Origin of the sequence: Indioceanicola profundi (genome assembly GCF_003568845.1) — a bacterium.
Lineage (GTDB): Bacteria > Pseudomonadota > Alphaproteobacteria > Azospirillales > Azospirillaceae > Indioceanicola > Indioceanicola profundi.
In genome coordinates, this window is the sequence record NZ_CP030129.1 from 52,764 (window position 1) to 77,100 (window position 24,337).

Consider the following 24,337-nt stretch of genomic DNA (forward strand, 5'->3'; position numbering starts at 1 on the left):
TGCAGCGGCTGCGGGGAGCTGAAATAGCGCTTGGTCGGCCTCCGGTTCACGGCGAAGCGGCACTCTCAATCAGACAACAGGTGCCTGCGCTTCTCGAACTCCTCCTGATCGATCTCGCCGCGGGCGAAACGCTCTTGAAGGATATCGAGCGGCCGCCTGACTGAAGGCGATCCGGCGCCGTGGGACGTCCCGCCACCCAGCCACCGGACCGCGAGCAGGATCACCAGAATCAACCCGCCCCAGAAAAGGATCATCATGAGGGAGCCAAAAAACATGTGTCCCCATCGCCAATCCCAGCCGGAATGCCAGTAGGTCGGCCGATCGGCCGCAGCCTGTGCCAGCGCCGGCAGCGGCGCCCAGGCTGCCGCCAATGCCGGCCCAACCGCTTTGAGTCGTTTCATCCTCAAACCCTCCATCGGGCGACCGTGACGGGCACGTTCCGATCTTGGAAACGAATTCATCTGCTCAGACGCGCAGGACTTGGACGCATTACAGTGCTGCGCTCTCTCGGGCCTGAAGCGACAGCTGTATACGGCCCGACCGGACCGCATACAGCCGCGGCGGCGGCTGGGGAGCCGTCTCGCCGATCATGATGAGGCTCACGGCGACCGCTCGAGGCCGGCTGCCAACGCAGCCGTGGAGAGAGGCGTTTTCTCCGGCGAGGTCATCCTCGCTCTCTTCGGCCGCTGCGCACGGCGAAGAAGTTGTAGAGTGGGCCGAAGACCAGGGCCACGTACCAGCCGTAGGCGAAACTCTCGGCCAGCCCGAGAAGGAAGCTCGGCCAGCTGAGCCAGGTGAAGCCCGGCAGGAGCCGCAGCCAGCTCTCATACATTGCCTGCCCGGGGAACAGGAGGTCGAACCCGACGCAGAGGACGAAAGTGACCGCGAGGAACAGACCCAGGCTCATACCGAGCGCGATCACCGGGATCCGGGGCGTGGCCTGGACTGGCAGGGGCGTACCCGAGCGCAGCGCGATGCTCGGAGAAGTTTTTGCATCAGCCATGGCTATTCTCCAGCCGCAGTTGCGGCCCTTGAGCCGCCGGCCCGACGTACTGCTCGGGTGCGGCTTCGAATATCTCCCGGCAGTCGCGTGAGCAGAAGTAGTAGACGCTGCCCGCATGGACGCTCGGCTTCGCCGCAGCGGTGCTGACGGTCTTGCCGCAGACGGGGTCCACGTCCTCGGCTGGAGGAATCCACCGCAAGGTCCCGGCTCCCCGGCTCTGCGGGTCTCCACCGTCCCGCTCGGCCTTGCCGTGGCCGTGTCCCATGACATGGGCACCGCAACCGAAGCGCAGCATCAAGAAGATGACCGCCGCCCAGATCAGAAAATAGAGAAGCTCGCTCATGAAACTACATCCGACATTCTCGGCTTCCTCGGAGGATCGAGAACGGGTGGCGACGCCGTACTCACTTTTGACCCTGCAGCCCGTATAGACGGTGCGATACGGTGATCGTTACAGTCGGCCGCGTGTGTCCGTTCGAATTGGGCGGGCTTCCAGTCCGCCGCGCTAACCGATCCGGACGGCGGTATCGGTGACGAACTCATAGGGCGGGACTTCCAGATTGAGCGGGGCCGGGCCGCGACGGACGCGCCCCGAGGTATCGTAATGGGAGCCGTGACAGGGGCAGAACCAGCCATCCCAGTTTCCGACCGGGTCGCCTTGCCGCTGGCCGAGCGGTACACAGCCGAGATGCGTGCAGATCCCGACGACGATCAGCCACTCCTGCCGCACCACGCGGTCGCCGTCGGTCTGGGGGTCGATCAACTCATTCAGATCGACCGCGCGGGCCTCGGCGATTCGCTCCGGCGGTCGGTGATCGATGAACACCGGCTTGCCGCGCCATTTTACGGTCACGCGCTGGCCGGGTTCGATCGGTGCCAGGTCGACCTCGACGGAGGACACGGCGAGGACGTCGGCAGCGGGATTCATGCTGTCGATGAATGGCCAGAGGGCAGCGGCGCTGCCGACCGCGGCCACGGCGCCCGTGGCCAGGTACAGGAAATCACGGCGGGTGCCGGCGCCGTCCGCCGACCCGTCGTAATAGCGGCTGGAAGCGACAGTCTCGGCCATTGCTCTTCCTCCTGTCGGTGCCATGGTAGCGTCCGACGTCACGGATAGAGACGCGGCTCGAAGCACTTTCTTACGGCGGGTCCTCCCACCGCCCCGGAGCCGCGCGTCGACCTGGCGGAACCAAGGAACCGCGTCGGCAATGCGTGCGTGGGTGGGAAGGACGCACGCCCCAGCTGTAATGCGTCGTCCTCGGCGACGTCAGTTAGAGACGGTGAAGGCAATATGGCCTGTCCGGAGAAACCGGCATGCGCTGAAGTGCATGCGGCAACGGGCTCGGCAGGCTTTCCGTGCCGGAAACCGTCGGAGGCCGTCGCCCGGCATCACTCCGGCTCTTCGGGTGGATATCCGAGGGGAAACGTCCCGGCGGATCCACGACGAAGTCATCGGAGGAGCATCGGCGATCCTCGCCTCGCCGATTTGAATGGAGGAAAGACACCATGCATACGTCTCGACTTGTCGCTTTAGCCTTCGTCGCCGCCGCCGGCGCTCCGCTGGCGGTCCGTGCGGCCGATGTGGAGAGCCTGCCGGATGGAGCCTCTCAACAGGGGCAGGTGGCGCAGCAATGTCTGGCAGACCTGCGGGCGTTCGAGGATGAGCTTGCAGGTGTCGGGTTCGGCGTCTTGGCGCCAACCGGATACGGCACAGGGTACGGCAGCTACGGTATGGGCTATGGCATGTCCGGAACGCCGCGGCAGAAGATGCAGTCGCTCCGCGACGCCGCCTATGTCTATGCCTTCGACGGCGACGAGCAATCCTGCCAGACAGTGCTCGCGTCAATGCGCCAAGTCTATCAGGAGCACCAGAAGCTGGTCGGCCCCGAGAGCGACGACCCGGATGCGCGGAGGACTTGGCGTCGCGCGCACCTGGCGCAGGCGACCCCCGTCACGGAGATGGACAGCCTGATGCGCGCGGATATCGTCATCGGCGCCGACATCCGCACGCTCGAGGACCAGGAGCTGGGGGAGATCGAAGACGTCGTCTTGGATCCGGCTCGGCAGACGATCGCCTACGTCCTGGCGTCGCGTGGCGGCTTCCTCGGTTTGGGTGGAGAGCTTGTCGCCGTTCGCTGGTCCGATCTTCGCGCCACGACAGACCATGAGATCTATGTGCTCGATGCGTCCCCTGAAGCGTTCGCAGCAGCGCCGAAGGTCGAACGGGGGAGCTTCGATCAGACGTCGGGCGACAACTGGCGCAGCAATCTGGATCAGTACTGGGCTGGCGTCGTTGGGAAGCGGTAAGGCGACGCCGCTCTGGGACAGGCGGCGTCCACCACCGGCAGGAGCGATCTCGCGCTCCAGTTCGGGATCGCCTCCAGGATGTCGCGATTCGAATAGCGCAGGATCGCCGTCGCGCTTCCTGCCCCTTCACTACGGTGGGAGGGACCGCCCTTCTCGGCCGTCCCGGTCGCGCGGGCCGTTCCTTAGGCTGAACGGCTGCATTCTGCCGATGACGTCCGCCGTCGGGTAAGTTTCCTTCCCGTCGAGGCGGCGGCGAATCTGATCGATGCCGGCCCGGTCCGGGGTTCCCACGCCACAAATCAGCCGAACGTGCGGAGTTCCACGCTTCAGTGATCGGCGTGCCGCTTCCCAGCAGTCGAGCGTGATAGGAAGACTCGCTCATACGCGAAGACCGCGGTGATGGCCACGACAGCGGTGACCACGATGAGCGGGTCGGATTGCAGCTTAATGGCGCCGAAGACGCCGAGCACCAGCGTGTCGAGGGCGATGGCCGTGACCAGCACCCAGCCGCTCGCCCCGATCTCCTGGCGCAGCCGGCGGAATACGCCCCAGTGGATCAGGATGTCCATCACCAGATAGAAGAAAGCGCCGAGCGAGGCGATGCGGCTGAGGTCGAAGAACACGGTCAGCAGCCCCGCGATTACCACCGTGTAGACCAGCGTGTGCTCGCGGATCGGACCGGACATGCCGAAATGGCTGTGCGGGATCATCTCCATTTCGGTCAGCATCGCCAGCATGCGCGAGACGGCGAAGACGCTCGCGAGCAGGCCCGATGCGGTGGCGACGACCGCGAGCGCGATCGTGAAGTAGAAGCCATAAGCGCCGAGCGCCGGCTCCGCCGCCTCTGCCAGCGAATAGTCCTTGGCGGCGACGATCTCGTCCAGTGAGAGACTTGAGCCGACCGCGAACGCGACGAGCAGGTAGACGACCACGCAGATCGCGATGGAGAAGATGATCGTGCGGCCGACATTGCGGTGCGGATCGACGATCTCGGCGCCGCTGTTGGTGATCGTGGTGAAGCCTTTGAACGCGAGGATCGAAAGCGCGATCGACGCCATAAAGCCCGCGATCGGGATGGTTTCCGGCGAACCGGATGCCGGCGCGAACGCAAACCCGCTGGCCGCGAGCGCCGCGATGCCGAAGACCGCGATGCCGCCGATCTTCAGGAACGCCATGACCACGGAGAACAGACCGACGGAGCGGTTGCCCGATATGTTGACCAGGTAGGCGAAGACGATCAGCCCGACGCCGAGCACTGGTACAAGGATACTACCGGGATCCAGATTGAATGGCCTGAGGACGTAGGTGCCGAAGGTGCGGGCGACGAGGCTCTCGTTGATCACCATGGAGAGCGCCATCAGCAGCGATGCCGCCGCCGCGATCGCGCCGGGTCCATAAGCCTTCTGCAGGATCATCGCGATCCCGCCGGCGGACGGGAAAGCGTTCGACATCTTGACATAGGTATAGGCGCTGAAGCCGGTCACGATCCCGCCCGCAACGAAGGAGAGCGGGAACAAGGGTCCCGCTAGTTCCGCGATCTGCCCGGTGAGCGCGAAGATGCCCGCGCCGATCATGACGCCGGTTCCCATCGAGACGGCGCCGGTGAGGGTGATGCTGTTCGCCTGGTAATCGGATTTCATCGTGTGCCCGTCTGTCTCGGTTCCGGCGTGGCCCGGAAAGGTGTCATGGATGTCATGGCGCATTTCCGCCGGGCTTCCTATCCGCAGCGAGGCCGCCCGGCTTGGTGCAAGGCTGCCAGGGCCAGAGATGCCCCATGGCGATATAGATGAAAGAGCCCGACCAGGCGATCAACAGGAGACCGTTCAAGGCCTCGACACCGGTGATGAATCGAAGGTGGCCGCTGGGAAAGACGTCGCCGAGTCCCAGCGAGGTATAGCTCACGATCGAAAAATAGAAATAGTCGAGCGGATCGGCGATGGTCCGACCGCCGAAGTCGCCGAGGGCGAGCGCACCACTGGCGAGCGCATAGGCACCCGCGTACACAGCACCTCGACGAAGTGGGTCATCAGCGCCACCAGGACGATGACCAGAATACGCACGCCGGCGGTCATCGCGATGCGCGCCATCCCTCCGGAAAGCCAGCGCAGCACGGCGTAGTGAAAAAGGAATGTCGCGACGACGAGCGACACCGCCATGATTACTGCAACGATCATCTCGGACTCCGGTTGATCTGAATAGGTCGGATTCTTCGCGCCGTCTTCAGCGGCTTAGCGTATGGAAGCAAGGGCAATGCAGAGCTGACGTTTTGATCGCGCCGTCTCCCTGTATCCGATGCAGCAGGCGCCCTCCGGTCGGACCTTTCAGAGCAGCCGATGAATTTCTGTGACCGGCGGGCGCCCTCGCGGCTCCCGGAGCGTCGCGGCGCCGCTGTAAGGCACGACGCCCAGTCGCGTCATTGAAAGAGAAGCCGACCTGCCACCGATCAGGACCGAAAGCGCCCGGTTCGCTCAAGGCCGAAGTGGGGCGGCACGGAGGCGGCGCAGGATCTCGGCCCGATCACGAGGAGCACAGCGATGACCGAACAACGCACAGCCTGGTTCGACACCCTGACCGTACGCGATGTCCCGCGCGTCGGCGGCAAGAACGCGTCGCTTGGCGAAATGGTCCGTACGCTGAAGGACAAGGGCGTGCGGGTTCCCGACGGCTTCGCCACCACGGCCGCCGCCTTCCGTGAATACGTCGCGGCCAACGGCCTCGAGGCGGAGCTGCGCGCGCGCATCGAGGCGCTGAAGAGCGGCAAGGCTTCGCTGCACGAGACCGGCGAGGCGATCCGCAGGCTGTTCCTCGACGCCGAATTCCCGGAGCCGATCGCCGAGGCAATCAAGGAGGCCTATCGAGAGCTGTCGCGACGCGGCGAGCAGAGCGAGGTCAGCGTCGCCGTGCGCTCCAGCGCCACCGCCGAGGATCTGCCGCAGGCGAGCTTCGCCGGTCAGCAGGAGACCTTCCTCAACGTGCGCGGCGAGCGCGCCCTGCTCGACGCCTGCCGGCGCTGCTACGCCTCGCTGTTCACCGACCGCGCCATCAGCTACCGCGAGACCCAGGGCTTCGACCATCTGGAAGTGGCGCTGTCGATCGGCGTCCAGCGGATGGTCCGCTCCGACCTTGCCGGATCGGGCGTCATGTTCTCGATCGACACCGAGACCGGTTTTCCCGGCGTCGCGGTGATCAGCGCCGCCTGGGGTCTCGGCGAGACCGTGGTCCAGGGCGCCGTCGACCCGGACAAGTACCTGGTGTTCAAGCCCCTGCTCGGCGACGGCCGCCATACGCCGATCATTGAGAAGACGCTGGGCGCCAAGGAGACCAAGATGATCTACGCGACCGGCGGCAGCACCCGCACCGCGACGGTCGCGACCACTCAGAAGGAGCGGCAGACCTTCGTCCTCGCCGAGGCGGAGATCCTCGAGCTCGGCCGATGGGCGGCGATCATCGAGGACCACTACGGCCGCCCGATGGACATGGAATGGGCCAAGGACGGCGAGACGGGCGAGCTCTACATGGTCCAGGCGCGGCCGGAGACGGTGCAGTCCTCCCGGCAGACCGGCCAGTTCAGGACCTATCGGCTGAAAGAGAAGGGCATGCCGATCCTTACCGGCTCGGCGATCGGCGAGGCGATCGCCGCCGGTCCCGTCTGCGCCATCCGCAGCGCCGCCGACATCGACCGCTTCCGCGACGGCGCCATCCTTGTCACCGGGATGACCGATCCGGACTGGGTTCCGATCATGAAGAGGGCGGCCGGGATCATCACCGACCATGGCGGCACGACCAGCCACGCCGCCATCGTCAGCCGCGAGCTCGGCGTCCCCGCCATCGTCGGCACCGGCCACGGCACCGAGCTGCTGCGCGACGGCCAGGAAATCACGCTCTCCTGCGCCGAGGGAGACCGGGGCGTGGTCTATGACGGCATCCTGCCGTTCGAAGCGACCGAGGTAGACCTCTCCGACCTGCCAGCGACCCGCACGGCGATGCTGGTGAACATTGCCAGCCCCGCCGCCGCCTTCCGCTGGTGGCGCCTGCCGGCCAGGGGCGTCGGGCTGGCGCGGATGGAGTTCATCATCAACAACCTGATCAAGATCCATCCGATGGCGCTGGTCCATCCGGAGCGGGTGGCCGACCCGGCGGTGCGGCGCGAGATCCGCGACCTGACCCGCGGCTGGGAAGACCCGAAAGACTATTTCGTCGAGACGCTGGCGCTCGGCATCGCCAAGCTCGCCGCCCCCTATCATCCGCACCCGGTGATCGTGCGCCTGAGCGACTTCAAGACCAACGAGTATGCCCATCTCCTCGGCGGCGCCGCCTTCGAGCCCGAGGAGGAGAACCCGATGCTCGGCTGGCGCGGCGCCTCCCGCTATTACGACGAGCGTTACCGGGACGGCTTCGCCCTCGAATGCCGCGCACTCAAAAAGGTGCGCGAGACCATCGGGCTGACCAATGTCATCGTCATGGTGCCGTTCTGCCGGACGCCGGAGGAGGCGGACCGCGTGCTGGCAGTCATGGCCGAAAACGGGCTGTCGCGCGGCGAGAACGGCCTCGAAATCTACATGATGTGCGAGATTCCGTCGAACGTGTTCCTGGCGGAGGAGTTCGCGGAACGCTTCGACGGCTTCTCGATTGGCTCGAACGACCTGACCCAGCTCGTGCTCGGGGTGGACCGTGACTCGGGCGAGCTCGCGCCGCTGTTCGACGAGCGCAACGAGGCGGTCAAGCGCGCGGTGCGGGAGGCGATCGCCAAGGCGCACGCAGCCGGCATCAAGATCGGCATCTGCGGCCAGGCGCCGAGCAACTATCCCGACTTCGCCGCCTTCCTGGTCGAGGAGGGGATCGATTCAATCTCGCTTAATCCCGACAGCTTCGTCGCCACCGTGCGCCGCGTGGCAGAAGAGGAGGAGCGGCTCGGCGCGGCGACGGCACCCCGCGCGGGCGAGGCTGTACGATGAAGGTTGTCGTCTTCGAGACCGAGGAATGGGAGCACCAGGCCTGCCTGCGGCTGAAGCCGGCGCACGAGCTGAGCTGTACGCGCGAGCCCCTCGATGCTCGCACGGCCGCAGCTCACGCGGACGCCGAGATCGTCAGCACCTTCGTTAACTCGAAGCTCGGCGCCGACGTGCTGGCGCAGTTCCCTTCGCTCAAGCTGATCGCGACCCGCTCGACCGGTTACGACCATATCGACCTCGGCTGGTGTGCCGCGCACGGTGTGGCGGTGGCGAATGTGCCCGACTACGGCGATTCAACCGTGGCGGAGCATGCCTTTGCGCTGCTCCTCGCCGTGGCGCGGAGCCTGGTCGAGGCGGTCGAGCGGACCCGCCGCGGCAACTTCTCGCAGGCCGGGCTGCGCGGCTTCGAGTTGCGCGGGAAGACGCTCGGCGTGATCGGCACGGGGCGGATCGGGCGGCGCGCGATCGAGATCGCCCGCGGCTTCGGCATGACGGTCATCGCTCACGATCTCTACCCAGACGCTGACGCGGCGAGCCGTCTCGGCTTCTGCTATGCCGACCTCGACGAGGTGCTGGCTGCGGCGGACGCGCTGACGCTCCACGTGCCGGCGACGCCGGGCTCCGCGAGCCTGATCTCCGACCGCGAGTTCGGCCTGATGAAGCCGGGCGCGATCCTGATCAACACGGCGCGCGGCAGTGTCCTCGACGTGCCGGCGTTGGTCCGGGCGCTTTCCGACGGGAGGCTGCGGGCCGCCGGGCTCGACGTCCTGCCGCAGGAGCCGCTGATCCGCGAGGAGGCGCAGATCTTCCGCGAGGCGTGGACCGAAGGCCACGACCTGAAGGCGCTCGTCGCCAACCACGTGCTGCTGCGCTTCCCGAACGTGATCGTCACGCCGCACAACGCCTACAACACGGAAAGCGCGGTGCGACGCATCATCGAGACCACGCTGGAGAACATCGAGGCCTTCGTCCGTGGCGAGCCGCGCAATTTGGTCACCCATGGCTGACGACAAGGCCGCCGGAGCGCCCGTCGGTGTCCATGGGAGGCGTCAGGCGCCGCCTCCATCACACGAACCGGCACAGGCAGCTTCCACACCGGCGGAGCCGGACAGCGGCCCCGTCCGGATCGACCGCGGTGAGCCGCTGCCGCTCGGGCTGCACGATTGCCGCGACGGCTTGAACATCGCGGTGTTCAGCCGGCACGCCACGGCCATGACCCTGCTTCTATACGAGACGGCCGCCGGGACCCAGCCGAGCGCCCGGTTCCCTCTCGATGCCCGGTGTCACCGGACCGGCGACATCTGGCATGCCAGCTTGACGGGAGACCTTCGCGGGAAGCTCTATGCTCTGCAGGCCGACGGGCCTCGTTCGCGGGCTGGCGGAGACGAGTTCGATCCGCATCAAACGCTGCTCGATCCCTACGCCGCCGCCGTTACAGACCTGTCCGGCGGTTCGCGTGGCCGCTGCGTCATCGCCGACCAGCGCTTCGACTGGGCCGACGACGCACCGCTCCGCCATCCCTGGAGCGAGACCATCCTCTACGAGACCCATGTGCGCGGGCTCACGATCGACCCGTCCTCCGGGGTCCGCCGACCGGGGGAATATCTCGGCGTCGTCGAGAAGATCCCCTATCTGCGGGAGCTCGGCATCACCGCCCTCGAACTGATGCCGGTCCAGGCCTTCGACCCGGAGGCGGCCGAAGGGCTCAACCCGCTGAGCGGCGAGCGGCTGCGCGACTACTGGGGCTACAATCCAGTCGCCCTGTTCGCGCCGATGCCGGGCTATGCCGGCGATGTCGCGCCAGGCGGCGAGCTCGTCGCCTTCAAGACCATGGTCCGCGAGCTTCACCGGGCAGGCATCGAGATCATCCTCGACGTCGTCTTCAACCACACGGCGGAAGGGGGAAGGAACGGTCCGACCTACAGCTTCCGGGGGCTCGACGACGCGATCTACTACATCCTGACGCCCGATGGGGAATACGTGGACTATTCCGGCTGCGGCAACACGCTGAACTGCAACCATCCGGTGGTGCGCAGCATGGTCGTCGACTGCCTGCGGCACTGGGTGATCCACTGCCACGTCGACGGCTTCCGCTTCGACCTCGCCTCGGTGCTCGGGCGGGATGAGCAAGGCAACCTGCTGGCGAACCCGCCTCTGCTCGAACAGATCGCCGAGGACCCGATCCTGCGCGACGTCAAGCTGATCGCCGAGGCCTGGGACGCCGGCGGCGCGTTCCAGGTGGGCAGCTTTCCCGGCGGGCGCTGGGCCGAGTGGAACTGTCACTTTCGCGACGATGTCCGCCGCTTCTGGCGCGGCGACCCGGGCATGACCGGGGCGTTGGCGACCCGTCTCGCTGGCAGCAGCGATCTCTATCAGCCGGGCGGCGAAAGCCCGCTCAACAGCATCAACTTCATCACCAGCCACGACGGCTTCACGCTCAACGACCTCGTCAGCTACGCGCGCAAGCACAACGAGGCGAACGGTGAGGACAACCGTGACGGCCTCGACGAGAACTACAGCGACAACAACGGCGCCGAAGGACCGACCGACGATCCGCACATCGAAGCGATGCGGCTGCACCGGATCAGGAACCTGCTCGCCACGCTCCTGCTCTCGCGCGGCGTGCCGATGCTGCTCGGCGGCGACGAGTTCCGCCGCACGCAGGCGGGCAACAACAACGCCTATTGCCAGGACAATGCGATCTCCTGGTACGACTGGTCGCTGGCGGAGCGGAATGGCGAACTCGTGCAGTTCGTCCGGCGGCTGATCGCGCTGCGCAAGGCGCATCCGGTCCTGCGCTCCGAAACTTTCTACACGGACGGGGAGATCAACTGGTTCGGACCAGCAGGGCAAGAGCCCGACTGGAACGGGGCCGACAACCGGCTCGGCTGTCTCGTGCGGGGCAGCGACGTGGCACTCTGCCTGCTCTTCAACGGCTCTCCTGCCCGATGCCGGTTCGTCGTGCCGGCGCCGCCAGGGGGAGGATGGGAGGTGGTGATCGACACGTCGAAGGAGCAAACCACCGCCGACGCTTCGTTCGGCGCCGGACACCGGATGAATGCTGCGGGCGAGATCTGGCTCGAGGCGTGCACGACAGTCGTCGCTGTCAGCCGCTCCAAGGAAGCGTAGCTCAGAAACCTGAGGCGGGTTCTCGGCCCGCCGGAATCGACCAGAGAGGAGTCTAAAAGATGAGCAGAGTGCGAGACAAGGTGGCGATCGTGACAGGAGCCGCGCTGGGGCTGGGCGAGGCCTCGGCGCGGATGCTGGCGCGGGAGGGCGCAAAGGTGGTCGTCACCGACATCAAGGAGGAGGAAGGCGAGCGGGTGGCGCAGGACGTCGCCGCGGCCGGTGGCGAGGCAATCTATCTCCATCACGACGTCGCCGACGAGAGCGCGTGGCAGCGAATGATCCAGGCCACCCTCGACCACTTCGGACGGCTCGACGTGCTGGTCAACAATGCCGGCGTCGGCTGGGGTGGGCCGCCCGAGGAGGAGACGCTGGAGCGCTGGCGCCGGCTGATGAGCGTCAATCTCGACGGCGTGTTCCTCGGCACCAAGCACGCGATCCTGGCGATGAAGCGGAAGGATCCGCCGGGCGGCTCGATCATCAACCTGGCCTCAATCGAGGGTCTGGTCGGCGACCCCAATCTCGGCGCCTACAATGCGTCTAAGGGCGGCGTGCGAATGTACACCAAGTCGGTGGCGCTCTATTGCGCCAAGGCGGGGTTGAACATCCGGGTGAACTCGATCCATCCTGGCTACATCTGGACGCCGATGGTCGAGAACTACCTTGCCGAGAACGGCGACGTCGAGGAGGGCCGGCAGGCCCTTAACGCCCTGCACCCGATCGGTCATGTCGGCGAACCGGACGACATTGCTTATGGCGTGCTCTATCTCGCTTCGGACGAGTCGAAGTTCGTAACCGGCGCCGAACTGGTGATCGACGGCGGCTACACCGCCCAATAAGCGGCCTGCCGCCGCGACATCCGTTCACTCGCCGGCTTCGAACTCCCCTGCGCGCCGGCCTTCAGCGCCGAGCAATGCAATGACCGACCTTATTCAGCAGCAACCGACCGCCATGAATCCGGCTCGGCCCTGGCACGCCGTTCCCGTCGAGGAGGCTTTGCAGGTACTTGCAACCGGCTACGACGGTCTGGACGGGCAAGAAGCCTCCCGGCGGCTTTCCGGGCACGGCCGCAACCGCCTGCCGGTAGGCAAGACGCGCAGCGCGCTCCGCCGCTTCCTCGCCCAGTTCGACAACCTGCTGATCTACGTACTGCTTGCCTCCGCGGCGATCACCCTGGCGCTCGGCCACGGCACCGATGCGGCGGTGATCGCGGCCGTCGTGCTCCTCAATGCCGCGATCGGCTTCGTGCAGGAGGGTCGCGCCGAGCGGGCGCTCAGTGCCATCCGCAGCATGCTCGCGCCGCACGCCTCGGTAATGCGCGGCGGGCATCGCCTCACAGTCGAGGCGGAGACTCTGGTCCCGGGCGACCTCGTGCTGCTCGATCCCGGTGATCGGGTCCCGGCCGACCTCCGTCTTCTTCGGACACGCAACCTGCGGATCGAGGAGGCGGCGCTGACCGGTGAATCGGTTCCGGTCGACAAATCACCGGCGCCGGTCGTTGCCGAAGCGCCGCTCGGGGATCGCAATTCCGTCGCCTTCTCGGGCACGCTGGTCGCCGCGGGCCGGGGCGCCGGCGTGGTCGTCGCCACCGGCGCCGACACCGAGATTGGGCGCGTCAGCGCGCTGGTCGGTGCGGTCGAGACGCTGAGAACGCCGCTGCTGCGCCAAATGGACGGCTTCGCTAGGCGCCTCACCTTCGTCGTCCTCGGCCTGTCGGCGGTGATCTTCGCCTTTGCCGTCCTCGTCCGCGGCTACGCCGCAGAGGACGCCTTCCTCGTCGTCGTCGGTGTTGCGGTGGCCGCCATCCCCGAGGGATTGCCGGCGGTGATGACGATCGCGCTCGCCATTGGCGTGCGGCGCATGGCGGCGCGGAACGCCATCGTCCGGCGCCTGCCCGCGGTCGAGACGCTGGGCTCGGTCTCGATCATCTGCACCGACAAGACGGGCACGCTGACGCGCAATGAGATGACGGTAGCGGCGGCAGTGACCTCCGTTGCCACCTTCGCCGTCAGCGGCGAAGGCTATGACCCAAGCGGCGCGATCCGGCATGGCGAGAAAGAGGTCGATCCGGCCAAGCACCCCGTCCTGGCCGAGCTGGCGCGCGCGGCTCTGCTCTGCAATGACGCGGCCCTCCGGCGGGCCGCGGGTGGGTGGGTGGTGGATGGCGACCCGATGGAGGGCGCCCTAGTGCAGCGACTCATTGAAGGGATGCAGTGGGCAGCACCTGAGCTTCTCCAGGATCGTTTCGGCGGGCTTGGTCCAGACGAAGGGTTTGGCCTTTCCGTTGTGCTCCCGGATGAACCGGCGGATTTCGTCTTCCAACTGGGGGACGGAGGTGAAGACGCCGCGCCTCAGGCGCTTGCGGGTCAGGGTCGAGAAGAAGCCCTCGACGGCGTTCAACCAGGAGGCCGAGGTGGGCGTGAAGTGGAAAACCCAGCGCGGGTGGTCGGCCAACCAAGCCTGGACCTTGGGATGCTTGTGGGTCCCGTAATTGTCCAGGATGGCATGGATGATCTTGCCCGCCGGGACGGCGCGCTCGACGGCGTTGAGGAACTTGATGAACTCCTGGTGGCGATGCTGGGCCATGCAGCGGCCGACCACGGTGCCGTCCAGCACATTCAGCGCGGCGAACAGGGTGGTGGTGCCGTGGCGCTTGTAATCGTGGGTCATGGTCCCGCATTTCCCCGGCTTCAGCGGCAGTCCCGGCTGGGTACGGTCGAGCGCCTGGATCTGGCTTTTCTCGTCGATGGAGACGACCACCGCATGGGCGGGCGGGTCCATGTACAGCCCGACGACGTCCTCGACCTTGGTTGCGAAGGCCGGATCGTTCGACCGCTTGAAGGTGCGGATGCGGTGGGGCTGGAGCCGGTGCGCCTCCCAGATGCGTTGGACGGTGCGCAGGCTCAGGCCGACGGCCTTGGCCATCGCCCGACCCGTCCAGTGTGTCGCCGTGCCCGGCGGCTCCGCGCAGGTCAGGGACACGACCCGCTGCACCGTATCCGGCGGAATCGGGGCCTTGCCCGGCTTGCGGCTCGGTTCGCGCAGCAGGACATCCACGCCCCTCTCGGCGAAGCGGCGCTGCCAGCGCCAGACCGAGGGACGGCTCACCCCGGTCTGCCGGGCGATCTCAAGGACCGGCAGGCGCTCCGCCGACAACAGAACGATCCGGGCCCGCTGCACATGCTTGAGCGGGCGGTTGCGGTCCCCAATGACGGCGGCCAACCGCGCGCGGTCCTCAGGGCTGATGATGACGCTGACTGTCTGGGCCATAAGCCCAGACTCGCACACCGCCGACCCGCTGTGAATCCTTTGTCGGCGTCAATGCACTAGTCGCTTTCGCGACCAAGATGGGGATCGATGCTGAGCCTTTGCGCCGGCACCTGCCGCGGACGGACGAAATTCCATTTGACGCTCAGCACCGCTTCATGGCGACGCTGCACCACGATCATGCCGGCGGGGCTTTCCTCTGCCTCAAGGGGGCGCCGGAGCGGGTGCTGGCGATGTGTCATCGCCAGCGTGGTCCCGCGGGCGATGAGCTCCTCGACCCGTCGATCTGGCGCGAGCAGGTGGAGGCGCTGGCGGCGCGGGGACAGCGGGTGCTCGCCGTCGCCACCAAGCCGATGCCGCGACAAATGCACACTCTCGCTTTCGCCGACGCCGAGGGCGGCCTGACGCTGTTGGGCCTGCTCGGTCTGATCGACCCACCGCGCGAAGAGGCCGTCACGGCGGTGCGCGACTGCCAGGCGGCGGGCATCCGGGTCAAGATGATCACCGGCGACCACGCCGCGACCGCCGCCGCCATCGCCCGGCAGATCGGGATCGTAAATTCCGACTTCGTCGCCACCGGCGCAGAACTCGACGAACTCGACGACGCGGCGCTGCGCCGCACGGCGCACGATACCGACGTCTTTGCCCGCACCACGCCGGAGCACAAGCTGCGCCTGGTCGAGGCGCTTCAGGCCGACCGTGCGGTGCTGGCGATGACCGGCGACGGGGTTAACGACGCGCCGGCGCTGAAGCGCGCCGATGTCGGCGTCGCCATGGGGCGAAAGGGTACGGAGGCCGCGAAGGAGGCGGCCGAGATGGTGCTTGCCGACGACAACTTCGCCTCCATCGTCGCCGCGGTGCGTGAGGGCCGCACGGTCTACGACAACGTCAAGAAGGTCATCGCCTGGACCCTGCCGACCAACGGCGGCGAGGCGCTGTCCATCATCGGCGCCATCCTGATCGGGCTGACGCTGCCGATGACTGCGGTGCAGATCCTGTGGATAAACATGGTCACCGCGCTGGCGCTCGGGCTCACCCTGGCGTTCGAGCCGACCGAGCCCGGTACCATGCGCCGGCCACCTCGCGCGGCCGGCGAGCCGCTGCTGTCGCGATTCGTGGTCTGGCGGATCGTCTTCGTGTCGATCTTGTTCGTGATCGGGACGTTCGGAATGTTTTTCTGGGCCGAACGTCGAGGACTGTCGCTGGAGGAAGCGCGCACGCTGGTGGTCAACACCATCGTGGTGATGGAGATTTTCTATCTGTTCAGCGTGCGCTTCCAGCATGGTCCCTCTCTCACTTGGTCCGGCGTCCTGGGCACTCCGGCGGTGCTGATCGGTGTCGGAGTCGTCGTGCTTCTCCAACTCGCTTTCACCTATGCGCCGCCTCTCCAGGCCCTGTTCGATACAAGGCCGGTGGGACCGTCGGACGGACTCGCGGTGGTGGGCACAGGAATCGCCCTGTTGGCCATTCTCGAAATCGAGAAGCTGGTTCGGCGAATCTGCAGGCGCCTACGCCTTCGTGGTCAGGCCGCATGAGGAGAACACTTCCCTCAGATCGGATGGGAGGTCGAATAGCCGAAGGACGGGCTGTGCCGGGACGTTTGACAGCTCAGGTATCCGCCGTCCGAAAACCCCTGCGCCCTTGTGCCGCTCAGGTGATCACGGACGGTTTATCCCGCTCGAGCCGGGCGGAGAACCCCGCGAACTCGCGCGCCATGGCCGCAAGGTCGGCCAACGCCGATTGCACATCCTGGTCGTGCCGACCCGGATTTGATTCATAGCGTTCAAGATAAATCCGCAGGATCGCGCTGCCAGTTCCCGTGCCGGACAGCCGGTAGACGATGCGAGAGCCGTCGTCGAAGAGAAGGCGGACACCCTGGTGGGGTGTCACACGGTGATCCACGGGATCCGTGTAGCTGAAGTCGTCTCCCAGACGGATCGTCAACCCGCCGAGTCGGCGTCCGCTCAATTCGCCGATTCGGGCGCGAAGCACGCCCATGATCACGTTCGCGGCTTCGCTGTCGATATCCTCATAGTCGTGCCGGGAATAGAAGTGGCGTCCATATCTCCGCCAGTGATCCCGCACGATCTCCGCCAGCGGTTGCCGGCGTTCGGCCAGGATGCTCAGCCACAGCAGCACCGCCCATAGGCCATCCTTCTCGCGGACGTGGTCCGAACCCGTTCCGAAACTCTCCTCGCCGCATAATGTGACCTTGCCGGCGTCAAGCAGACTGCCGAAGAACTTCCAGCCGGTCGGCATCTCGAAGCAGGGGATGCCGAGCTCCTCGGCGACCCGGTCGACCGCACGGCTGGTCGGCATCGAGCGCGCGACGCCGACCAGCCCGGCGCGGTAGCCTGGAGCGAGGTGCGCATTGGCGGCGAGAACCGCCAGGCTGTCGCTCGGGGTCACGAAGAAGCCGGGTCCAAGTATCATGTTGCGATCGCCGTCGCCGTCGGAGGCCGCCCCGAAATCCGGCGCATCCGCGCCATTCATGGCCTCGACCAGTTCCCACGCGCGGACCAGGTTCGGGTCGGGCTTGCCGCCGCCGAAGTCCGGCAGCGGCACCCCGTTTACGACGGTGCCGGCCGGGGCGCCGAGACGGTCCTCCAGGATCGCACGGGCATAGGGGCCCGTGACCGCGTGCATGGCGTCGAACCGCATCCGAAAGACGCCGGACCCGAGAAACTCTCGGAGGCGCTCAAAATCGAACAGCGTCTCCATCAGCGCCGCGTAGTCGGCGACGGGATCGACGACCTCGACCACCGTGTCGCCGAGGGCGGTCACGCCGAGCCGGTCGATGTCGACGTCCGGCGCGTCGACGGTACGATACGCCTCGATCCTCAGGCTCTGCGCATAGATCGCGTCGGTCAGAGCCTCCGGCGCCGCGCCGCCGTTCGCAGCGTTGTACTTGATCCCGAAATCCCCCTCGGGGCCGCCGGGGTTATGGCTCGCCGATAGGATCAGGCCGCCGAAGGCGCGTTGCTTGCGGATGAGATGGGAGGCGGCCGGCGTCGACAACAGGCCCTGTCGGCCGACGATGATGCGGCCGAAACCGTTCGCCACCGCCATCCTAAGGACGGTCTGGATGGCGCGGCGATTGTAGTACCGACCATCGCCGCCGACGACGAGGCTCCGTCCACGATGGTCGCCCACGGCGTCGAAGATCGCCTGTACGAAGTTTTCTAGGTAGTGCGGCTGCCGGAACACCGAGACCTTCTTGCGCAGCCCTGACGTGCCCGGTCGCTGATCGGGAAAGGGGCGCGTGGAGACTGTGCGAATGTTCATCGTTTTCGGCAATCGGGAACTAGCGGAGGTAAGCTTCGCTCGCATAGCGGCGCATCATGCGCTGGCTGTTGAAGCGGGGACCGATCTTGCTGATCGAGTCCTTCATCATCCGGATCCAGCGACCACGGTCGGCGTGATAGAGCGGCAGGACCGTTCGTTCGAGCTTGTCGTAGAGGTCCTGGGCATCGTCTTCATGGCGCTGGTCGTCCTGGCCGATCGCCCAGCCGGTCACCCCCTCGACCCAGGCCTCGATCCACCAGCCGTCGAGGACGCTCAGGTTGAGGACGCCGTTCAGCGCCGCCTTCATCCCGCTGGTGCCCGACGCCTCGTAGGGCGGCAGCGGCGTGTTCAGCCACACGTCCGCACCGGCGACGAGTTTGTTCGCGAGCGTCATGTCGTAGTTCGGCAGGAATGCCATCGGGATGTCGCCCGCCAGGCTGCGCATGTGGGCGTGGATTTCGGCGATCAGAGCCTTGCCGCCCTCGTCGCGCGGATGCGCCTTGCCGGCCATCACCAACTGGAACGGTTGGCCGCGGCTTATCGCCCGCAGCCGCTCCAGGTCCGTAAACAGCAGGTCCGGGCGCTTGTAGCCGGTCATTCGGCGGGCGAAGGCGATCACCGGCACGTCCGGCCGCATCGCCACACCGGCCAGACGCTGGATCTCGGCGAGCAAGTCGCCTTTGGCTTCCTGATGCGCCGTCCAGACGGCGTCGTCCGAAAGCTGGTCCGCCCCCAACAGTTCCTCCGGATCGTGCCCCCAGTCAGGGGCGATCTCCTGAAACAGCCGGACAAAGGCCGGGTGTGTCCAGGTCGGGGCATGCACACCGTTGGTCACGGCCCGGATCCCGTAGCCAGGAAACATACGCCGGGCCGTCTCGGCGTGGCGCATCGCGACCCCGTTCACGTATCCGCTCAGATTGAGCGCCAGGCGCGTCATGTTCAGGCGGTCGGGTCCCGCCAGCAGCTTCATCTGGTCCAGCGGTAGAAAGTCGCCGAGCAGACGCTCCGCATCTTCGTAGTCGAAGCGGTCGTGGCCGGCCTCGACGGGCGTATGGGTGGTGAAGACGCAGCGTTCGCGCACCCTGTCGGCATCGTAGCGCAGTGCACCGTCGCTCGGCCGGTCGCTCGGATGCCGATGCTCGCGCAATAGGCCAGCCGCGAGCAGCGCGGCGTGGCCCTCGTTGAGGTGATAGGTCTCGATGTCGAAGCCGAGCGCGTGCAGGATTCGCATGCCGCCGACGCCGAGCACGATCTCCTGCTTGAGACGGTAGGCTTCGTCGCCGCCGTAGAGGCGATCGGTGATCGCGCGGTCGGCGGGATCGTTGTGCTCCAGCCTTGTGTCGAGCAGGAGGACCGGGATCGCATGTCCGACCGGGCAGGTCAGAACGTACAGCCACGGCCGTACCCAAACCGCACGCCCTTCGATCCGAACGGCCACCATGGCGTCGAGCGGTGTCGCCCAATCCGCCAGATCCCACGGATCGGCGTGATCGACCTGCCGGCCGTCGCCATCGATCTCCTGGCGCAGATAACCCTCCCGGCTGGCGAGGGTCAGGAAGACCATCGGCAGTTCGAGGTCGGCGCAGGACCGGGCGGTGTCGCCGGCGAGCACGCCAAGCCCGCCGGAATAGGTGTGCATCTCGGGACGCAGGGCAATCTCCATCGAGAAATAGGCGATCCGCCTGCGCGGGAGGAAGGGATCAATCGGCGACATTCGCTCGGTTCCTTACACGCCCCACGCATAGGCGGGGATGCTGCTGACATTGAGCTCCACGCCCTTCACGCCGGGCGCGTTCGTGGCAGCGACGCGCAGCGCTTCGCCCTGTTCTGGCGAATCGACGACGCCCCAGACCTGGACGATGCCGTCCACGACCACGACGCTTACGCCGTAGGTCGGCGCCCAGTCGGCCGCCTGTATCTCTTCGAGGATCTGCTTTCGGATCGTCTCGTCCTCGACGGAAGCGGGGACGGCCGGAGCATGGCGTTGCGCCGCAAAGCCGCGTAGCAGGTCGGCGCGGCTGACGATGCCGACGACCTTGCCGCTACGCACGACCGGCACGCGCTTGATCCGCTTTGTCTCCAGGAGATGCGCGATGTCGCCGGCCTGCGTGTCCTCCGTGACCGTGACGACGTCACGCGTCATGACGTCGGCAGCGGAGCGGCCGTGGGTCTTGACATACTCCGCCGCGTTCGCGCCGGAGCCCGAGAAAAGCCGCAGCCACCAGGAGCCGTGCCGATGGCTGCCGTCTTCCGCGCGACGCAGGAAGTCGCCTTCGCTCACCATCCCGACCAGCCTGCCGGCGCTATCGATCACCGGCACGCCGCTGATGTGCCGTTCGAGGAGAAGCCGCGCCACGTCCGACACGCAGGTCTCCGGTGCGACCGAGACGACAGGCGTTGTCATGATGTCCTTTGCCCTCATCATCGTCCTCCCAGCGCGTCGACGACCGCGCCGATACCCAGCGCTGCGTTGGTCTTGACAATGGATTCGCGGGGATCGCGCACCTGCCCGACCAGGGCCCGGATCGCATCCACCGTCTCCGGGATGACGATCGCCTGGTTGTCGACCATGTAGCCGTAGAAGAGCTCGTCGCCTTCAACCTTCAGCATGTCGGCCCACAGCGCCACCTCGTAGAGGTTATCGTGTGGGCGGCCGAGATCAGCCATCAGCTCCTTGACCGCGTTGATCGCAGTCAGGCCGTCCGCCATGCGGATGAGCGCGATGCGGGGGGACGAGCGGAAGGCCTCGAGCACCTCCTCCTTGTCGGCCGATCGCGTCAGTTGCACCGCCCAGTAGTGCAGGTGCGCTAGGGTCTCCGGCACCTTCACGGCCATGGTGATTACGTCGAGGTCGGGATCGACGCTCTGGGCGTCGGGCCCTTGGTGGCTCGGGATCTCGGCCTCGGGCACCAGCGTGTTCATGATGCCGCCCAGATGGCTCTCCCATGGGTCGGTCGCGCGTCGCAGCAGCGTCCCGCGCGCCCGGCGCAGCAGTCCGGCATGCTTGAGCGCCGTGAGGGTGCGCACGATCGAAGTGGTGTTGCAGGAGACGACGCGCGTGCTGTCCCGGCCCAGCGCGCTCTCATAGCTGGCCTCGGCGACGAAGGAGTGGCCAGTCACTTCGTGCTTTTCGCCACCCTGGACGATGAACTTCATGCCCTTCTGGCGGTAGAGCTCGACGTTCTTCGCCGCCACGCGCTTCGGCGTGCAGTCGACGACCACATCCGAAGCGCCGAGAAGGTCGTCGAGGGCGCCGGCGACATCGAGCCCGGCATCGCGCATCGCCTGTGCTTGCTCGCTCGTGGCGCCGTAGAGCCGGAAGCCCTTCTGCGTCACCATCCGCGCCCGCCAGTCGGCACTGATGTCCGACACGCCGGCCAGCTCCATGTCCTCCTGTTGGGCCACTGCATCGGCGACGCGCTTGCCGATCACGCCGTAGCCGTTGACGGCGACGCGGGTCTTGCTGTTTGTGTTCATGTCTTTCTCCTCAGGTGAGCGTGGAAACTGTTCGTTGGCTCCGGGGCATTCGGCTCCTGTGCATCGCTACAGCCGTCCCGAACGGGCAACCGCCCGCACCAGCCGGAATGACAGCCACAGCGCAAACGCGTAGCCGAGCAACGCGAGCAGGGGTATATCCCCGAACACGCGCGGCCCGGCGCTGTGCAGCATGAGCAGCGAGGCCGCCACATAAAGGCCGAGCGTGACCGTGGCCAAGGCGAGGCGGTTGCCGGTTCGGTCGAGATGTGCCTGCAGGCGCTCCAGTCCCTCGTGCCGCATGATAAGGAGCGGCCCGCCGCCCTCGCGCTGCGCCCGGTGCAGCCAGGCCGCGAGCATTCCCGGCAGGTCCTGCGCGGTCAGAGCGGCTTCGGTCTTGAGCCGGGTGAAGGTCGTCGCAGCCGCGTTCCCGCGCAGGACGCCCTCCATCATTTCGCCGCCCCGCGCCAACAATGTGTCCAGGACCTTGAATTCCGGGTCGAGCGTTCGCAGCGCGCTCTCGACCAGGTACAGCGCCCGCATGAGCACCACGAGGTTGTGCGGAACGACGAAACTCTCGCCCGAGCCCAGCCGGGCGACGCGCAGCACGGCCTCGGCGAGCGACCAGTCCTTGAGCGGCAGCGCGGCATAGTCGGATAGGATCTCCTCAATACCGCGGATGAAGGCGGGACGGTCGATCGGCCCGCCGAGCAGGCCCAGATCGACGGCCGCGTCGAACATCCACGCCGCGTCCTTGTTCACGAACGCCTGAAGGTAGAGCGCGAGGGAGCGGCGGGTGCGGCCGTCGAGATAGCCGACCAGCCCAAAATCATGGAAGCAGAGGCGTCCGTCCGGCATGACGAAGAGGTTGCCTGGATGGGGATCGCCGTGGAAGAAGCCGACCACGAAGAACTGATGGAGATAGGCATCGATCAGAACCTGTGCGAGCTGCGGGCCGTCGACAGAGGGGTCGCCGATACTCAGCCCGCCGCTCATCTCCTGCACCAGTACGGCCTCGGCATAGAGATCGTCGATCACGTTCGGAATGTTGAGCCCCGGCCATCCGCGGAAGGCTTCGCCGAATCGGCGGATGCTGCGTGCCTCCTGCCGAAAGTCCGCTTCCTTGCGGAGATTGGCCCAGATCTCGTCGACGATGCGGAGCGGCTGGTAGCGCTGGAGGCGTGGTGCCAGCACCAGGATGAGGCGGCCTATGCCGACGAACGCGTGCATGTCGCGATCGATCTGGACCCGGATGCCGGGGCGACGGATCTTGACGATGACGGCGCGCCCGTCCGGCAGGCGAGCCCGGTGCACCTGGGCGATCGAGGCCGCTGCCATCGGTTCCGTCTCGAACGCCCCGAAGACCTGCTCGACCGGTCGGCCGAGCGCGACCTCGACCGCATGCCGCGCTTCCGCGCCAGGGAAGGGCGCGACGTGGTCCTGCAGCCGGCGGAGTTCGGCGAGCCAGGTATCGGGCAGCAGGTCGCGGCGCAAGCTGAGCGTCTGCCCGAACTTCACGAAGGTCGGGCCAAGCCGCTCGAGCGTGATGCGAAGCCGGCGCGGCAATTGAGACCCCTCGGCCGGCGTGCCGCGCAGGCGCTCGACCGTCGCCGCGCCGAGCAGGCTGGCGGCGCCCGCGCCGATTCGGAGGAGCCGGCCGCCGATCATGAGGCGAACGCTCGCTGGGCGGTCCTCATGGCGCGACGTCCTCCGCCATGACGTCCCGGCGCTCCCGGTCGGTGATGTAGTCGCGCGTCAGTGGCACTGCGTCGCGTCGGCGCGCGAGCTGGAGCTGGAACACCATCATCGGGCCGTCGCGGAACGCGGCCTCGCAGACCGCCAGGTAGAACTCCCACATGCGACAGAAGCGCTCGTCGTAGATGGCTTGCGCGCGGTCGCGGTTGGCCTGGAAGCGCTCGAGCCAGTGCCGCAGCGTCTCCGCATAATGCAGCCGCAGGATCTCGATGTCGGTGACCCAAAGTCCCGAGCGCTCGACGACGGCCAGGACCTCCGACAGCGCAGGGCAATAGCCGCCTGGAAAGATGTATTTGCGCAGCCAAGGATCGGTGGAGCCGGGCGGATCGGCCCGTCCGATCGCATGCACGAGGGCGATGCCGTCTGGGTTCAGGCGGTTGCGCAGCGTGTCGAAATAGGCGCGGTAGTGCGCCACCCCGACGTGCTCGAACATGCCGACGGAGACGATCCGGTCATAGGTTCCCTGCTCCTCCCGGTAATCGCGCAGGGCAAAGCGCACATGGGAGGACAGGCCCGCGGCGACGGCACGCTCAGTTGCGACGGCGAGCTGCTCCTGCGACAGCGTGAGACCGGTGACGTCCACCCTAGCCGTCTGCGCCATCTCCAGTGCGAGCCCGCCCCAGCCCGAGCCAACGTCCAGCACGCGCATGCCGGGCTCGAGCAGGAGCTTCGCCATGATGTGGCGCTTCTTTTTCTCCTGCGCTTCCTCGAGAGTCTCGGCGCCGGTCTGGAAATAGGCACATGAATACTGACGGTCGCGGTCGAGGAACAGATCGTAGAGCGCGCCCGACAGATCATAGTGGTGCGCGACATTGGCGCGCGCCCGCCCGAGGCGATTGTCCTGCTGAAGCCTGCGCAGCATGCGATCGAGCTCGCCCCGAACCGCGCCGATCGGATGCCGGCCGAGGGCTTCGAGATTGCTGGTGCAAAGGTGGAGGAGATCTCGTAGCGTCCCTTGCTCGATCGTGATCGTACCATCCATGTAGGCTTCGCCCAGGGCCAGCGACGGGCGAAGAAGGATACGCATCGGCAACAGCGGATCGTGAAGTCTGACCAAGACGTCTGGACCGCTGTCGCCAGGGCCGAAGGGGTGGACCCGGCCGGCAGCATCGATCACCGTCAACCGGCCGGTCCGGATCATTTCGGTGAGAAGTCGAGAGAGGAAGGG

At 66.7% G+C, this 24,337-nt stretch carries 19 protein-coding genes and 2 pseudogenes; 7 read left to right on the forward strand and 14 right to left on the reverse strand.

The window, feature by feature from the left end; translation table 11 throughout:
• Positions 1-65: 65 nt before the first annotated feature.
• The 4 genes from DOL89_RS23545 to petA all read right to left on the reverse strand — a co-directional run bounded on the left by DOL89_RS23545 (position 66) and on the right by petA (position 2,072).
• On the reverse strand, positions 66-401 hold the full coding sequence (locus DOL89_RS23545; protein ID WP_119682008.1) for an SHOCT domain-containing protein: 336 nt from the start codon (positions 399-401) through the stop codon (positions 66-68).
• Between the two features lie 263 nt (positions 402-664).
• Positions 665-1,003: a DUF5676 family membrane protein gene (locus tag DOL89_RS23550; RefSeq protein WP_162937864.1), complete on the reverse strand. Its 339-nt coding sequence runs from the start codon at positions 1,001-1,003 to the stop codon at positions 665-667.
• On the reverse strand, positions 996-1,346 hold the full coding sequence (locus DOL89_RS23555; protein ID WP_119681812.1) for a YHS domain-containing protein: 351 nt from the start codon (positions 1,344-1,346) through the stop codon (positions 996-998). Before DOL89_RS23555 ends, DOL89_RS23550 begins: the two co-directional genes overlap by 8 nt.
• A 162-nt stretch (positions 1,347-1,508) precedes the next feature.
• Positions 1,509-2,072, reverse strand: a complete 564-nt coding sequence (gene petA / locus DOL89_RS23560; RefSeq protein ID WP_119681813.1) for a ubiquinol-cytochrome c reductase iron-sulfur subunit — start codon at positions 2,070-2,072, stop codon at positions 1,509-1,511.
• 437 nt (positions 2,073-2,509) lie between these two features.
• On the opposite strand from petA, the gene DOL89_RS23565 reads away from it, so the two are divergent.
• Positions 2,510-3,310: a PRC-barrel domain-containing protein gene (locus DOL89_RS23565; protein ID WP_119681814.1), complete on the forward strand. Its 801-nt coding sequence runs from the start codon at positions 2,510-2,512 to the stop codon at positions 3,308-3,310.
• Between the two features lie 326 nt (positions 3,311-3,636).
• Here DOL89_RS23565 and DOL89_RS23570 read toward each other — a convergent pair whose 3' ends face one another.
• The 3 genes from DOL89_RS23570 to DOL89_RS25765 are packed head-to-tail and all read right to left on the reverse strand — an operon-like array spanning position 3,637 to position 5,484.
• Positions 3,637-4,950 carry an APC family permease gene (locus DOL89_RS23570; RefSeq protein WP_119682010.1) on the reverse strand — a complete coding sequence of 438 codons (1,314 nt, stop codon included), beginning with the start codon at positions 4,948-4,950 and terminating at the stop codon, positions 3,637-3,639.
• A gap of 52 nt (positions 4,951-5,002) precedes the next feature.
• On the reverse strand, positions 5,003-5,314 hold the full coding sequence (locus DOL89_RS25760) for a potassium channel family protein (RefSeq protein WP_225890110.1): 312 nt from the start codon (positions 5,312-5,314) through the stop codon (positions 5,003-5,005).
• Positions 5,209-5,484 carry a hypothetical protein gene (locus tag DOL89_RS25765; protein ID WP_225890111.1) on the reverse strand — a complete coding sequence of 92 codons (276 nt, stop codon included), beginning with the start codon at positions 5,482-5,484 and terminating at the stop codon, positions 5,209-5,211. Before DOL89_RS25765 ends, DOL89_RS25760 begins: the two co-directional genes overlap by 106 nt.
• Before the next feature lie 360 nt (positions 5,485-5,844).
• Between DOL89_RS25765 and ppsA the strand changes: the two genes are divergently transcribed.
• The 5 genes and pseudogenes from ppsA to DOL89_RS23600 all read left to right on the forward strand — a co-directional run.
• Positions 5,845-8,265, forward strand: a complete 2,421-nt coding sequence (gene ppsA, locus DOL89_RS23580; RefSeq protein WP_119681815.1) for a phosphoenolpyruvate synthase — start codon at positions 5,845-5,847, stop codon at positions 8,263-8,265.
• Positions 8,262-9,269, forward strand: a complete 1,008-nt coding sequence (locus tag DOL89_RS23585) for a hydroxyacid dehydrogenase (protein ID WP_119681816.1) — start codon at positions 8,262-8,264, stop codon at positions 9,267-9,269. Before ppsA ends, DOL89_RS23585 begins: the two co-directional genes overlap by 4 nt.
• Entirely contained in the window at positions 9,262-11,391 is a 2,130-nt protein-coding gene (gene glgX, locus DOL89_RS23590; RefSeq protein ID WP_119681817.1) for a glycogen debranching protein GlgX, read from the forward strand. Before DOL89_RS23585 ends, glgX begins: the two co-directional genes overlap by 8 nt.
• 59 nt (positions 11,392-11,450) lie before the next feature.
• Positions 11,451-12,227 (forward strand): SDR family oxidoreductase, encoded by a 777-nt coding sequence (locus tag DOL89_RS23595; RefSeq protein WP_119681818.1) that lies wholly within the window; start codon positions 11,451-11,453, stop codon positions 12,225-12,227.
• A 79-nt stretch (positions 12,228-12,306) separates the two neighbouring features.
• Positions 12,307-13,578: pseudogene (locus DOL89_RS23600) on the forward strand (cation-translocating P-type ATPase); the annotation flags it as partial.
• Here the strand turns inward: DOL89_RS23600 and DOL89_RS23605 are convergent.
• Positions 13,573-14,658, reverse strand: coding sequence for an IS630 family transposase (locus DOL89_RS23605; protein ID WP_119681819.1), 1,086 nt, complete (start codon positions 14,656-14,658; stop codon positions 13,573-13,575). The pseudogene DOL89_RS23600 and the gene DOL89_RS23605 sit on opposite strands and share 6 nt — an antisense overlap.
• A 53-nt stretch (positions 14,659-14,711) precedes the next feature.
• On the opposite strand from DOL89_RS23605, the pseudogene DOL89_RS23610 reads away from it, so the two are divergent.
• A pseudogene (locus DOL89_RS23610) lies at positions 14,712-16,190 on the forward strand (HAD-IC family P-type ATPase); the annotation flags it as partial.
• A 115-nt stretch (positions 16,191-16,305) separates the two neighbouring features.
• On the opposite strand, the gene DOL89_RS23615 reads toward DOL89_RS23610, so the two are convergent.
• The 6 genes from DOL89_RS23615 to DOL89_RS23640 all read right to left on the reverse strand — a co-directional run bounded on the left by DOL89_RS23615 (position 16,306) and on the right by DOL89_RS23640 (position 24,286).
• Positions 16,306-17,940 (reverse strand): alpha-D-glucose phosphate-specific phosphoglucomutase, encoded by a 1,635-nt coding sequence (locus DOL89_RS23615; RefSeq protein ID WP_119681821.1) that lies wholly within the window; start codon positions 17,938-17,940, stop codon positions 16,306-16,308.
• Positions 17,941-17,959: 19 nt separating this feature from the next.
• Entirely contained in the window at positions 17,960-19,654 is a 1,695-nt protein-coding gene (gene glgP / locus DOL89_RS23620) for an alpha-glucan family phosphorylase (protein ID WP_119681822.1), read from the reverse strand.
• 12 nt (positions 19,655-19,666) lie between these two features.
• A complete protein-coding gene (locus DOL89_RS23625) occupies positions 19,667-20,344 on the reverse strand; it encodes a CBS domain-containing protein (RefSeq protein WP_263973615.1) in 678 nt (225 codons plus the stop codon).
• A 17-nt stretch (positions 20,345-20,361) separates the two neighbouring features.
• A complete protein-coding gene (locus DOL89_RS23630; RefSeq protein ID WP_119681824.1) occupies positions 20,362-21,417 on the reverse strand; it encodes a type II glyceraldehyde-3-phosphate dehydrogenase in 1,056 nt (351 codons plus the stop codon).
• A gap of 66 nt (positions 21,418-21,483) precedes the next feature.
• Positions 21,484-23,082 (reverse strand): ABC1 kinase family protein, encoded by a 1,599-nt coding sequence (locus tag DOL89_RS23635; protein WP_119681825.1) that lies wholly within the window; start codon positions 23,080-23,082, stop codon positions 21,484-21,486.
• Positions 23,083-23,107: 25 nt separating this feature from the next.
• Positions 23,108-24,286 (reverse strand): class I SAM-dependent methyltransferase, encoded by a 1,179-nt coding sequence (locus DOL89_RS23640; RefSeq protein WP_449768892.1) that lies wholly within the window; start codon positions 24,284-24,286, stop codon positions 23,108-23,110.
• Positions 24,287-24,337: the final 51 nt, after the last annotated feature.